We start from the raw sequence: 12613 nt of genomic DNA, 5'->3' as shown, positions 1-12613 counted from the left end.
TGCTAATGGTAAATGAACAGTGATACCACTATAACAAATTCCGACATTCGTCACAACCGAACATCGATACGTTCGGGAGACAGCGTCTCGGATACGGTTCCGGGAAAATAGCCCCTCGTCTTGATCGCAGCGATCATTCCTTCCAGCGCACCGGCCGTCGTGGAAGTCGGATGCATCAAAATCAAGGCGCCCGGTCCGACCTTTCTCGACACCTTAAGGACGACGGAAGACGGATCGGGCTTCTGCCAGTCTATCGTATCCAGCGTCCACAGCACCGTCCGAAGTCCGTACTCCGCAGCGACTTTGATCGTATTCTCGTTGTAATAGCCGGAAGGCGGCGCGAACCAGACGTTGTTCACGCCCAGTTGTTTCAACAGCTGCTCCGTTCTGCCGATCTCCTGTCTTTGTCGCTCGGCTCCGAGCTTGCTCATGTCGGGATGCGTATACGCATGATTGGAAGCCTCGTGTCCCTGTTCGATAATTTTCCGGGCCGTTTCCCTATTTTTGGACAGCCATGTGCCATCGAAGAAAAAGGTCGCCTTCACGTTCTGCTCCTTCAGGACGTCGAGAATGGCGGGCAAGTACTCGTCTCCCCACGCCACGTTGATCATTAGCCCGACGGCCGGTTTGGCGGCATTGCCCCTGTAGATCGGTTGAACGGGCAAATCCTGCAAGGAGACCTTCGGTTTAACCGTCTTGTACACCCAAGGAAAGCTGTCCCCCGAGCTCGCCGTGGAGCCGAGCAGCTTGGCCTTCAAATACGTGGCTTTAATGTCCACGACTCGTCCGTCGTAGCCGGGAATCGCTTTCCATACCCGGTCGATGACCGCGTTGATGGGCGGCTGACTCCGCTTGGGCGCTTCCGACCGGATCCAACTCAGCAGCTCGTCCTCCCGCTTGTCTTCCGTCAGCGCCGTAATGGAGGTCTCCTGCAGCTTCACGGTCTGCACGAACGGTCGAATCGGGCCGTACGTTCCCGCGAGCAGTACGGCAGCCAAACTGGCCGTCATCGCCGCCAGCAGCCCTACCGGGATTTTCCTTGCCATGTTTCGCTCACCCCGTCTTGTCCGATTCCCTGCCTTCATCCTATGCCATGGAATCGGTCTTTATGAGTGAGCATCCCATAGTAACAGCCAATTTATGCAAACAAAAAGAGACCTTCGCATTGGAGTCTCTTTTGTCCATCTTATTTCGTTGGGAATGCGTTTATACCGATACTTGCTCGGAGTTGAGCAAAGCTTTGCGCGACAGGTTGATCCGCCCCATGTTGTCGATCTCGGTCACCTTAACCTCGATCTGGTCGCCGATATTGACCACGTCTTCGACTTTCGCCACGCGCTCGTTGGCCAACTGGCTGATATGGATCAGACCGTCCTTGTTCGGCAAAATTTCCACGAAGCAGCCGAACTTCTCGATCCGCTTGACCGTTCCGGTATAGACTTCGCCGACGACGACTTCCCGGACGATGCCTTCGATAATGGCGCGGGCGCGTTGGTTCGCCGCTTCGTCTGCCGAAGCGATGTACACGGTGCCGTCCTGCTCGATATCGATTTTGACGCCGGTGTCCTCGATGATTTTGTTGATGATTTTGCCGCCGGAGCCGATAACGTCGCGGATTTTGTCCGGGTTGATCTTGAGAGACAAAATTTTCGGCGCGTACTTGCTCAGCTCTTGGCGCGGCTCCTTGATCGTCTCGAGCATTTTGCCGAGAATGAACAGGCGGCCTTCTTTGGCCTGATCCAGCGCTTCGGTCAAAATCTGGCGATCGATGCCGTCGATTTTAATGTCCATCTGGATTGCCGTTATCCCGGCGGACGTCCCAGCCACCTTAAAGTCCATATCTCCAAGGTGGTCTTCCATCCCCTGGATATCGGTCAGGATCGACGTATGCTGTCCGTCCTTAATTAATCCCATCGCAACGCCGGCTACCGGCGCTTTGATCGGGACGCCCGCATCCATCATCGCCAACGTGCTGGCGCAGATGCTCGCTTGGGAGGTGGAGCCGTTCGATTCCAATACCTCCGATACGAGACGGATCGTATACGGAAATTCCGCTTCCGAAGGAAGCACCTTGAGCAGCGCGCGTTCGCCCAGCGCGCCATGGCCGATCTCGCGGCGTCCAGGCGGACGGAGCGGACGGGCTTCTCCGACGGAAAACGGCGGGAAGTTGTAATGATGCATGAAGCGCTTGGATTCCTGCGGGCTGATGCCGTCGAGAATCTGAACTTCTCCAAGCGGCCCGAGCGTGCATACGCTAAGCGCTTGCGTCTGTCCGCGCGTAAACAGCCCGGAGCCGTGCGTGCGCGGCAGAATGGAAATATCCGAAGAAATCGGGCGGATCTCCGACAGCCCGCGGCCGTCCGGACGCACCTTGTCGTGCGTAATGAGCCGGCGGACTTCGTTCTTGACGATGTCGTACAGCACTTCCTTCACGTCGCCGAGCTTCTCCGGAGCATCCCCATACACTTCGGAGAAGTGCTCGACGGTCTCTCCGTTAATCGCGTCGATCGCGTCTTGGCGCGCGTGCTTCTCGGAGATGCGCACCGCTTCGACCAGTCTTTCCTGCGCGTACGCCTTGACCGCCGCTTCGACTTCGGCATCGACGCTGTGCAGCTTGACTTCCATCTTCGGCTGACCGGCGACCTCGACCAGACGGTCGATCGTATCGACGATCTTCTTGATCTCGTCGTGACCGAACATGATCGCTTCCAGCATGTCGCTCTCGGAAACTTCGTTGGCTTCCGCCTCGACCATCATGATCGCGTCGCGCGTTCCCGCTACGACGACGTACATGTCGCTGATCTCTTCCTGCTCCTGTGTCGGATTCACGATGAACTGTCCGTTAATTCTTCCGACGATAACGCCTCCGACCGGTCCGCTGAACGGAACGTTGGAGATTGACAGCGCTGCGGAGGTTCCGATCATCGCCGCGATTTCCGGAGAGCAGTCCTGATCCACGCTAAGCACGAGATTGACGATCTGAACGTCGTTCCGGAAGCCTTCCGGGAACAGCGGACGAATCGGACGGTCCGTCAGCCGGCTGGCTAATATCGCTTTCTCGCTCGGACGCCCTTCCCGTTTGATGAATCCTCCGGGAATTTTGCCCACCGCATACAACCGCTCTTCATAATTGACGGTCAGCGGGAAGAAATCCAGATCCTTCGGCTCGCTGGAAGCCGTCACGGTAGACAGCACGACCGTCTCGCCATAGCGCACAACGACCGCGCCGTTCGCTTGCTTCGCCAATCGCCCGGTTTCCAAGGAAAACGGTCGACCGCCCAGCTGCATTTCCACGCTTTGTTCCAAACGATTTCCCTCCTTTAAGCGCGAGCTGTTGCTCGTCGCTTTGCATCCTATGTAGTTTCGACACTGTTCCCATTATTTCCTGCCGCTCGGGAACTTAGGCATGTCTTTTCGTGATTTCCCCGCTCCTATATAGGGAAAAAGCAACCTGAGCGCCTGTTAGGGCGGTATGCCCCGTACGACACGGCCAGGTTGCTTTCATGCGAATCCAAATTAACGGCGCAGGCCCAATTTGGCAATCAGAGCGCTGTAGCGGCTAACATCTTTTTCTTTCAAGTATGCCAGCAGCTTACGACGTTGACCAACCATCTTGAGCAAACCGCGACGGGAGTGATGATCTTTCTTGTGCTCCCTGAAGTGTGCCGTCAGATTGTTGATGTTCTGCGTAAGGATAGCAATTTGAACCTCCGGGGATCCGGTGTCCGTTGCATGCAGCTTATGCTCTTCGATCAATTCTTGCTTGCGTTCTTGAGTCAATGCCATCCTTGTTCACCTCCTTCTTCGAAATCGCCGTTAGCCGAGCTGGCGCCGGTGAGAACGCTTCGCCAAGCTAAGGTTCTGCGTGCCGCGGCGCAGGCGACCGCCTTGCGCGACAACGTTGTATAGTATAACACAACTTAGAGCCGATACACAATGGATTAGTCCCGCGCCTTTACGGAGAAAATTTCGCGGGCTCGCGCCGAGTCGCTTGCGATCTGCTCGACCAGCTGATCGATTGACTCGAACTTCTTCTCCGCGCGGAGAAACGAATGGAATCTCATCGCCAACCGGCGGCCGTATAAATCTCCGTCGAAGTCAAACAGATGCGCCTCCAGCTTCAGCGCGCCTCCCGGGGCGTCGAAGGTAGGCCGATGGCCGATATTCAGCACGCCGCTATGACGGCTCTCCGCCGTACCCGCCTCCGACAGCACATCGATCTCGACCGCGTAGACGCCGGTACGGGGAATGACATACGGCTGGTCGAGCCGGAGATTGGCCGTCGGGTAGCCCAGCTGGCGGCCTCTCGCGTCCCCGTGAATGACCGTTCCTTTCAGGAGATAGGATCTGCCTGTCAGCCGCTTCACTTCGGCGCATTCGCCCTGTTCCAGCCGCTGGCGAATCCGCGTGCTGCTCACCTTGCTGTCGTCCAGAAATACCGGAGAGACGACTTGAACCTGCAGCCCTCCGCCTCCGAACTCTTTCAGCGCTTCGGCATTGCCCTGTCCGCGATGTCCGAACGAGAAATCGAACCCGACCGTGACCGTCCGGACGCCGAGAGGCACAATCAGCGACTGAACGAATCGCTCTGCGGTTACCTCGGAGAATTCGCGGTCGAACCGAATGACGTAGGCTGCGTCCACGCCCAGTTCGGCGAACAGCCCCAGCTTGTCCTCCAACGGAGTCAGCACCCCGTCGTACTGCGAGCCGTGGCCGAGAACGACCCGCGGATGCGGATCGAACGTCATGACGGCCGAAACCAGATCCTGCTCCCGCGCCGACGCGACGGCCCGGCGAATGACTTCCTGATGTCCCAGGTGCACGCCGTCGAAGAAGCCGATCGCAAGCGAAAGGCCTTTCCTCTCCGCGGCTTGCGCAAGCCCCCCCGTTACATTCGCAACTGATAAATGAATCCGTTCCACCTGATGCCCTCCTGCTTAGTCGGACTGACTGTCGTTTGGCCGATCTTCCGACGGATGAAACACCTTCACGGGACGAACCCGCTCCGCCGCCTCGTCCACCGAGAACAAGCCGAGAAAAACGCCGTCCGACCGATAAAGCTTCCAGAGTCCGCGACGGTCGGGAGGCGGCTGCAGCTTGGCGGCCTGAACGGTTTTGCCCTGAAGCAGATGCCGCGATTCCGGCTCGGAAGCGACGGCGGCGGGAAACTGCGTCAGCAGCTTGTCTGCCGCCAACAGCCTCCGCCCCAGCTCTCCCTGCTCAAGCAGCTCCGGAATCTCTTCAAGCGTCACACAGCTCTCCTGCCCGATGCCTGCGCTTTCGGTGCGTACGAGCTCGGCCATTACGGCGGGCACGCCCAGCTTCCGCCCGATGTCCGCGCACAACGTGCGGATGTATGTGCCTTTCGAGCAAGTTACCGTAAAAGCCAGCTCAGGCTCGTCTACACCGGCGGTTACCTCTTCGACTTCCAAGCGATGAATCGTGATCCGCCGAGCTTGCCGCTCGACGGTAACGCCCTGCCGGGCCAGCTCGTACAACCGCTTGCCGTTCACCTTGACGGCCGACACCATCGGTGGAATCTGATCGATCTCGCCGACGAAGGAAAGCGCGGACTCTCTGATCATCGGCTCCGTCAGGTGAGTAGCGTCCTTGCGCTCGATCACTTCGCCGTCCAAGTCTTCCGTATCGGTCGCGATGCCGAATTTAAGCTTTGCGCGATACGTTTTGGGCGCTTCCTGCAAATATTCGACCAGACGGGTCGCGCGGCCGACGCATAACGGAAGCACGCCGGTAACCGACGGATCCAGCGTTCCCGTATGGCCGATCCGGCGCTCTCGCAGCAATCTTCTCGCCCGGGCGACAACGTCGTGAGACGTCCAGCCAGCAGGCTTCCAGATCGCCAGCACGCCTTCCCATGTCGAGCTGCCGTCCTTCATAGCGCATCCAACGCTTTCCGCACTTGTCCGATCACCTGGCGGATCGTCTCCGCCAGCGGCTCCGCGAATCGGCATCCCGCCGCGCGAACGTGGCCGCCCCCGCCGAATGCTTGGGCCACCTCCGCGACGTTCACGCGCCCCGCCGATCTCATGCTGACTTTCACTGACTGCTCTCCGTTCTGCTTAAAAAGCAGACCGACTTCGACGCCTTCGATATTGCGAGGATAGTTGACGAGACCTTCGAGATCCTCGTTCGTCGCTCCCGTATCCTCCAGATCGTCGGAGGTGACCCAGAGCCAGGCGATCCGCTGGTCCTCGCTTAACTCAAGCCTGGACAGGCCGCGCTGGAGAATGCGCAGCTGCCCGGGCGTCATCCGCTCCAGCAGATGCTCCGCCAGCTCCGGACCGTTCACGCCCGCTTGCAGAAGCCGCGAAGCCATCGCCATCACGAGCGGAGACGTGCTCGAATACCGGAAGCCTCCCGTATCGGTCAGCAGCCCGGTATAGATCGCGGTGGCTACATCCGTGTCCAACTCCAGTCCGAGCTCGTCCAGCAGCTCGAACAAAATCTCGGCCGTAGCGGCCGCATGGGTCTTCATCAGATTCACGCGACCGAAGCCGTTATTCGTCGGGTGATGATCGATGTTGAGCAGCTCCGCGTCCGGCGCGAACCATTGCTCAGTCCGCCCGACTCGCGCGTAATCGGCGCAGTCGACGCAGATGACGTTCCGATACGTTCTGGCCTGCGGTTGTCCGTCCGCCGCACCGGCTTCGTCCATCGAACGAATCTCCGAACTCTTCCACAGAAACCGCAGCCGGGAGGGCACGGGGCCCTCGTTCAGCATCGTATACTGCTTGCCCAGCTTATCCAGCAGCCAGGCTACGGTCACTGTCGAGCTAATCGCATCGCCGTCGGGCTGCACGTGAGAAACGATCAGGAAGTCGTCTCTGTCGCGAATGAAAGCGGCCGCTTCCTTCAATTGTTCGGTCCACATGCCGGTTCCCTCCCTGCGAACTTTACGGCTCCAAAGCTTGTTGATTGACTTGCTGCAGCAGCTCCTCGATGTGGCTGCCGTACGCGATAGAGCTGTCGAAACGGAACTCGATCGCCGGCGTGTGACGAAGCTTCACCCGCCGTCCCAGTTCCGAACGCAAAAACCCGTTCGCGCGTCCGAGCGCCTTGAGCGTCTCTTCCTTCTGCTCGTCGCTGCCCAGAATGCTTAAATACACTCTGGCCAACGAAAGGTCGTTCGTCAAATCCACGCCCGTGACCGTTATAAAACCGATGCGCGGGTCCTTCAGCTCCGTCTGTATGATCTGGCTGATTTCTTTCTTGATTTGCTCGCCGACCCGTCCGACTCGAAATTTGGCCATTCACAATCCCACCTTCGCATGCTGCTGGGATTAGCGCTCGACGGTCTCCATGACGAAGGCTTCAATAATGTCGCCTTGTTGAATGTCATTGAACTTATCCAGCGTAATTCCGCACTCATAGCCTTCCGATACTTCCTTCGCGTCATCCTTGAACCGCTTGAGAGAATCGATTTTGCCGGTGTAGACGACGATGCCGCCGCGCGTCAGGCGCGCTTCCGCATTGCGGACGATTTTGCCGTCGAGGACCATGCAGCCGGCGATCGTGCCGACCTTCGTCACCTTGAACGTCTCGCGAACTTCCGCATGTCCGACGACCTTCTCCTTGAACACCGGATCGAGCATCCCTTTCATGGCGTGTTCGATCTCTTCGATCACCTTGTAAATAATCGAATGCAGACGAACGTCGACCTTCTCCTGCTCGGCGATCGCTTGCGCGCGAGGCTCCGGACGCACGTTAAAGCCGATTACGATCGCCGACGATGCCGACGCCAAAATAATATCGGACTCCGTCACCGCGCCTACGCCGCTGTAGATCGTACGCACGCGAACGCCTTCGATGTCGATTTTCTCCAACGAGCCCCGAAGAGCTTCCAGGGAGCCTTGAACGTCGGCCTTGAGAATGACGTTCAGTTCCTTCATATCGCCTTCCTTGATTTTGCTGAACAGATCCTCCAGCGTTACCGCCTGGTTCGCCTTCATCTGCGATTGGCGGGTTTTGATCGAACGCTTCTCGGAAATTTCCCGCGCCTTGCGCTCGTCCTCGAACACCATGAACGGATCGCCGGCCTGCGGCACCTCCGTCAATCCGGTAATTTCCACCGGCGTCGACGGTCCCGCCTCCTTGATCCGGCGTCCGCGATCGTTCGTCATCGCCCGAATCCGGCCGAAGCAGTCGCCCGCGACGAACGCGTCGCCAACCTTCAGCGTACCGTTCTGGACGAGAATGCGGGCTACCGGGCCCTTGCCTTTGTCCAGCTCGGCTTCCATAACGGTGCCACGCGCCCGTTTATCCGGATTCGCCTTGTAATCGTTCACCTCGGCGACAAGCAAAATCATCTCCAGCAAGCCGTCCAGGTTCAGCCGCTGCTTGGCGGACACTTCGACGAAAATCGTGTCTCCGCCCCATTCCTCTTGCACAAGGCCGTACTCGGTCAGCTCTTGCTTGACCTTGTCGGGGTTGGCGCTCGGCTTGTCGATCTTGTTAACCGCGACGATAATCGGCACGTTGGCCGCTTTCGCGTGAGCGATCGCCTCGACCGTCTGCGGCATGACGCCGTCGTCCGCCGCGACGACCAGAATCGTAATATCGGTAACCTGCGCTCCTCGGGCACGCATCGTCGTGAACGCTTCGTGGCCCGGCGTATCGAGGAACGTAATTTTCTTGCCGTTGATTTCGACTTGATAGGCGCCGATATGCTGCGTAATTCCGCCGGCCTCTCCGCTGGCGACCTTCGTCTCGCGAATCGCGTCGAGCAGCGTCGTTTTGCCGTGGTCGACGTGGCCCATGATCGTCACGACCGGAGGACGAGTGACGAGATCGTCCGGATCGTCGTTCTCTTCAATCGTCTCGAACTGCGTATCCTCGACGACGATTTTCACCTCGGCTTCGACGCCGTACTCGGAAATGACGAGCAGAACGGTGTCGAGGTCCAGATCCTGATTGATCGTGGCCATCACGCCCATCATCAGCAGCTTCTTGATCACTTCGGAGGCGTCCTTATGAAGCAGCTTCGCCAGCTCGCCGACCGTCATGTTTCCGCGGACGATGACCTTTTTAGGCGTATTGTCGATTTTCTCGCGCGGAGGCTGGTTGTTGTTCTTGCGGCCGTTTTTGCCGCCCTTGCCTCTGCCGCTCTTGAAGCTCGATCTGCCGTCGTCGAACCGGCTGTCCTTCCGCTTGCCGCCCGGACCGCCGTTGCGGTTGAAGTCGTCTCCCGTACGCGCTTTGCCGTCGCGTCCGGCCGGACGCCCGCTGTCGCCGGGACGGCCGCCTCTGGCGCTCGCGGCTGCCGGAGCGGGGCTGCGCCCTGCGCCGGCGCCTGAACCCGGACGGGCAGCCGCCGAACCTCCCGATCCGCCCTGCGGACGGTTGCCGTAACCGCCTTGGCCTCCGCCGCCCTGCGGACGGTTGCCGTAGCCGCCTTGGCCTCCGCCGCCTTGCGGACGGCTGCCGGGACCGCCTTGGCCTCCGCCGCCCTGCGGACGGCTGCCGGGACCGCCTTGGCCTCCGCCACCTTGCGGACGGTTGCCGTAGCCGCCTTGGCCTCCGCCTTGCGGACGGTTGCCGTCCCGGTTGCCGTAGCCTCCCTGACCTCCGCCTTGCGGACGATTGCCGTCCCGGTTGCCGTAGCCGCCTTGGCCTCCGCCTTGCGGACGATTGCCGTCCCGGTTGCCGTAGCCTCCCTGGCCTCCGCCCTGCGGACGATTGCCGTCCCGGTTGCCGTAGCCTCCCTGGCCTCCGCCCTGCGGGCGATTGCCGTCCCGGCCGCCGCTGCCGCCCTGGCCTCCGCCCTGCGGGCGGCCGCCTTGCCCTTGCGGACGCGAGGCGGGCTGCGTCGAAGACGCTCCGGCGCTTGCCGCCGGAGCCGACTCCGGCGCCGCGGACGACGGTGCCTGCTGAGGCGCCGGACGAGACTGCTGCTGCGCGCCGGAAGCCGCCTGCCCGACCGCTTGAGGACGGCGTTCCCGCTCCGGAGCGGCCGCAGGCTTCGCCGAGGCTTGGGCCATTTTCGCAGCCGCGTTCGCTTTAACGTCGCGGAAGAACTTCTCCACCGCGTTCGTCATGCCGTCTTCCATCACGCTCATATGGTTGTTGACGGGCATGTTCATTCTTTTGAGAATCGTAATGACTTCCTTACTGCTCATGTTGAGCTGCTTCGCGTATTCGTAAACCCTAAGCTTATCTTTGTTATCCGTTTGATCTTGTTTACTCAATATTCTCCACCTCCGAGTGTTGATTCCAACCGGCGGACAGCATATCGGCAAAGCCCCGATCCGTTACCGCGAACAGAACGCGTTCGGGTTTGCCTACGGCCGACCCCAGTTCGAACCGCGTAAAACCGACTAGCAATGGCACATCGTAACTGCTGCATTTATCCTTGATTTTCTTCCTCGTATTCTCCGAAGCGTCTCCGGCCAAGATCACCAGCTTGGCCTCGCCCGATCTAATCGCCTTGAGCACGACTTCTTCCCCGCTGATCAGCTTGCCTGCTCTCGTCGCCAGACCGAGCCGCGACAACGCCTTATTCGCCGTCTTCATCGTCCGCCAGCTCCTTGCTCGTCTGGAACTCCTCTTCGACTTGAATGAAGTCGGCCTCCAGGCGATCGTAGATATCGGCGCTTACCGGCGTCTTCAAGGCCCGCTCGAAAGCTTTGGACTTCTTCGCCAGCCGGAAGCACGCCACCTTGCCGCACAGATAGGCTCCGCGTCCCGGCTTCTTGCCGGTCAGATCGATATGAATCTCCCCTTCGGGAGAGCGCACGATCCGGATCAGCTCCTTCTTCGCCATCATTTCCTGGCAGGCGACGCATTTGCGCTGCGGAATTTTCCTCGTTCTCACGGCCATCCCCCTCAGTCGATGGATACGCTGTCCTGATGCATCGTAGCCCCGGTCGACTTCGGACGTCCGTATTCCTGCTCCGCCTGCGTCTCGCTCTTGATGTCGATTTTCCAACCGGTCAGCTTCGCAGCCAAACGAGCGTTCTGGCCCTTAATGCCGATCGCGAGGGAAAGCTGATAGTCCGGCACGATGACGCGCGCCATTTTCTCCGCTTCGAAGACGATCACCTCCAGCACTTTGGAAGGGCTGAGGGCGTTCGCCACGTACTCGTCGATCGCTTCGGACCAGCGGACGATGTCGATCTTCTCGCCCTTCAGCTCGGTGACGATCGATTGAACCCGAGTGCCGCGCTGCCCGACGCAGGAGCCGACCGGATCGACCTCCTCGTTGCGGGAGTATACGGCGATCTTCGAGCGGAAGCCCGCCTCTCGCGCCACCGAGCGAATCTCGACGGTGCCGTCGAAAATCTCGGGAACCTCGAGCTCGAACAGCCGCTTCAGCAGCCCCGGATGGGTGCGCGACAAAATGATCTGCGGGCCCTTGCTCGTATTTTCCACCTTCGTAATGAAGGATTTGACGCGGTCGCCCTGCTTGAACTTGTCGGTCGGCATCAGCTCGGTCAGCGGCAGCGCCGCTTCGACCTTGCCGAGATCGACGTACAGGTTGCGCAGATCCATTCGCTGCACGATTCCCGTAACGATGTCCTGCTCCTTGTCGACGAACGCGTGATAGATCAGGCCGCGCTCCGCTTCGCGGATGCGCTGCGTAACGACCTGCTTCGCCGTCTGCGCCGCGATCCGTCCAAAATCGCGAGGCGTCACTTCGATCTCGGCGATGTCCTCGATCTGATAGTGCGGATTAATCGCTCTGGCCGCCTCCAGCGAAATTTCCAAGCGGGGGTCCAGCACTTCCTCCACGATCGTCTTGCGGGCATACACTTTAATCAGACCCGTTACCCGGTTAATGTCGACGCGAACATTCTGTGCTGTATTAAAGTTACGTTTGTAGCTGGAGATAAGTGCCGCTTCGATAGCTTCGATCAGAACATCTTTACTGATGCCCTTCTCTCGCTCGATTTCGGACAGCGCCTCGATAAACTCCATGCTCATGGCTACCTAATTCCTCCTCATATACGCGTCTGCCGCAGCTTGCCGCCGCCGTCCGCGCCTTCGTTAATAATTAGAAAACGATGGCCAACCTTGCGGAAGCCACTTTATCGTAAGGGATCGACTGCTTGCGGCTTCCGACCGTCACGACAAGCGTCGTGCCGTCGAATTCCTCCAGACGTCCTTCAAACTCCTTGGCTCCGCCGATCTTCTCGTACGTCGTCACGAACACGTGCTTGCCGACCGCCTTCGCGACGTCCTCCGCTTTCTTGAGCGGACGCTCCGCGCCAGGCGAGCTGACCTCCAGGAAATACGCGTCCTCGATCGGGTCCAGTTCATCCAGCTTTACGCTAATGAATTCGGAGAAACGGCCGCAATCGTCGATGTCGATGCCGCCTTCCTTATCCACGAAAATACGCAAAAACCAGTTGCTTCCCTCTTTCACGTATTCCACGTCCACCAGCTCCAACCCGTTGTCCTCCAAATAGGAGGCCGCGCAGTTTTCCACGATGGATTTGATTTGCGGTGAATTCAATAAGGTATACCTCCCGATGTTTCAAATGGATGACCGCAGCCCGGCATGCCTTCGCAGCCCTAAAGGTCCGCAGACAAAACGGAAAGAGTGGGTTTCCCCACTCTTCTGCAGACAGTGTTATCCACATGATTACCAAAGTTA

The 12613-nt window shown here is 59.2% G+C and carries 12 protein-coding genes; all 12 read right to left on the bottom strand.

The features are described 5' to 3' along the window. Positions 1–50: 50 nt before the first annotated feature. The gene (locus ACFO3S_RS12140) at positions 51–1046 is read right to left on the bottom strand and encodes a polysaccharide deacetylase family protein (RefSeq protein WP_378095924.1); all 996 of its coding nucleotides are present in this window, start codon (positions 1044–1046) and stop codon (positions 51–53) included. Positions 1047–1206: 160 nt separating this feature from the next. Continuing rightward, positions 1207–3306: a polyribonucleotide nucleotidyltransferase gene (locus ACFO3S_RS12135; RefSeq protein WP_378095921.1), complete on the bottom strand. Its 2100-nt coding sequence runs from the start codon at positions 3304–3306 to the stop codon at positions 1207–1209. Positions 3307–3516: 210 nt separating this feature from the next. Beyond that, entirely contained in the window at positions 3517–3786 is a 270-nt protein-coding gene (rpsO, locus tag ACFO3S_RS12130) for a 30S ribosomal protein S15 (RefSeq protein WP_378095918.1), read from the bottom strand. Positions 3787–3941: 155 nt separating this feature from the next. Then, positions 3942–4922, bottom strand: coding sequence for a bifunctional riboflavin kinase/FAD synthetase (locus ACFO3S_RS12125; RefSeq protein WP_378095915.1), 981 nt, complete (start codon positions 4920–4922; stop codon positions 3942–3944). Positions 4923–4937: 15 nt separating this feature from the next. Continuing rightward, positions 4938–5897, bottom strand: coding sequence for a tRNA pseudouridine(55) synthase TruB (truB, locus tag ACFO3S_RS12120; RefSeq protein WP_378095912.1), 960 nt, complete (start codon positions 5895–5897; stop codon positions 4938–4940). Continuing rightward, positions 5894–6892, bottom strand: coding sequence for a DHH family phosphoesterase (locus tag ACFO3S_RS12115; RefSeq protein WP_378095910.1), 999 nt, complete (start codon positions 6890–6892; stop codon positions 5894–5896). The genes truB and ACFO3S_RS12115 overlap by 4 nt, the downstream gene beginning before the upstream one ends. Positions 6893–6914: 22 nt before the next feature. Next, the gene (rbfA, locus tag ACFO3S_RS12110; protein ID WP_378095907.1) at positions 6915–7271 is read right to left on the bottom strand and encodes a 30S ribosome-binding factor RbfA; all 357 of its coding nucleotides are present in this window, start codon (positions 7269–7271) and stop codon (positions 6915–6917) included. A 30-nt stretch (positions 7272–7301) separates the two neighbouring features. After that, the gene (infB, locus tag ACFO3S_RS12105; RefSeq protein WP_378095904.1) at positions 7302–10205 is read right to left on the bottom strand and encodes a translation initiation factor IF-2; all 2904 of its coding nucleotides are present in this window, start codon (positions 10203–10205) and stop codon (positions 7302–7304) included. Beyond that, positions 10198–10530, bottom strand: coding sequence for a YlxQ family RNA-binding protein (locus ACFO3S_RS12100; RefSeq protein WP_378095901.1), 333 nt, complete (start codon positions 10528–10530; stop codon positions 10198–10200). The genes infB and ACFO3S_RS12100 overlap by 8 nt, the downstream gene beginning before the upstream one ends. Beyond that, positions 10514–10831, bottom strand: coding sequence for an RNase P modulator RnpM (gene rnpM, locus ACFO3S_RS12095; protein ID WP_378095898.1), 318 nt, complete (start codon positions 10829–10831; stop codon positions 10514–10516). Before rnpM ends, ACFO3S_RS12100 begins: the two co-directional genes overlap by 17 nt. Positions 10832–10842: 11 nt before the next feature. Further along, positions 10843–11940 carry a transcription termination factor NusA gene (gene nusA, locus ACFO3S_RS12090; RefSeq protein WP_378095895.1) on the bottom strand — a complete coding sequence of 366 codons (1098 nt, stop codon included), beginning with the start codon at positions 11938–11940 and terminating at the stop codon, positions 10843–10845. 70 nt (positions 11941–12010) lie between these two features. Beyond that, positions 12011–12472: a ribosome maturation factor RimP gene (gene rimP / locus ACFO3S_RS12085; RefSeq protein WP_378095893.1), complete on the bottom strand. Its 462-nt coding sequence runs from the start codon at positions 12470–12472 to the stop codon at positions 12011–12013. Positions 12473–12613: the final 141 nt, after the last annotated feature.

Origin of the sequence: Cohnella hongkongensis, from assembly GCF_042654645.1 — a bacterium.
Classification (GTDB): Bacteria; Bacillota; Bacilli; order Paenibacillales; family Paenibacillaceae; genus Cohnella; species Cohnella hongkongensis.
This window is presented reverse-complemented; position numbering and strand designations above follow the sequence as displayed.

Excerpts from the sequence above, each read along its gene's own strand:
- ACFO3S_RS12140 (WP_378095924.1), bottom strand. The coding sequence starts at position 1,046 with ATGGCAAGGAAAATCCCGGTAGGGCTGCTGGCGGCGATGACGGCCAGT.
- rpsO (WP_378095918.1), bottom strand. The coding sequence starts at position 3,786 with ATGGCATTGACTCAAGAACGCAAGCAAGAATTGATCGAAGAGCATAAG.
- truB (WP_378095912.1), bottom strand. The coding sequence starts at position 5,897 with ATGAAGGACGGCAGCTCGACATGGGAAGGCGTGCTGGCGATCTGGAAG.
- ACFO3S_RS12115 (WP_378095910.1), bottom strand. The coding sequence starts at position 6,892 with ATGTGGACCGAACAATTGAAGGAAGCGGCCGCTTTCATTCGCGACAGA.
- rbfA (WP_378095907.1), bottom strand. The coding sequence starts at position 7,271 with ATGGCCAAATTTCGAGTCGGACGGGTCGGCGAGCAAATCAAGAAAGAA.
- ACFO3S_RS12100 (WP_378095901.1), bottom strand. The coding sequence starts at position 10,530 with ATGAAGACGGCGAATAAGGCGTTGTCGCGGCTCGGTCTGGCGACGAGA.
- nusA (WP_378095895.1), bottom strand. The coding sequence starts at position 11,940 with ATGAGCATGGAGTTTATCGAGGCGCTGTCCGAAATCGAGCGAGAGAAG.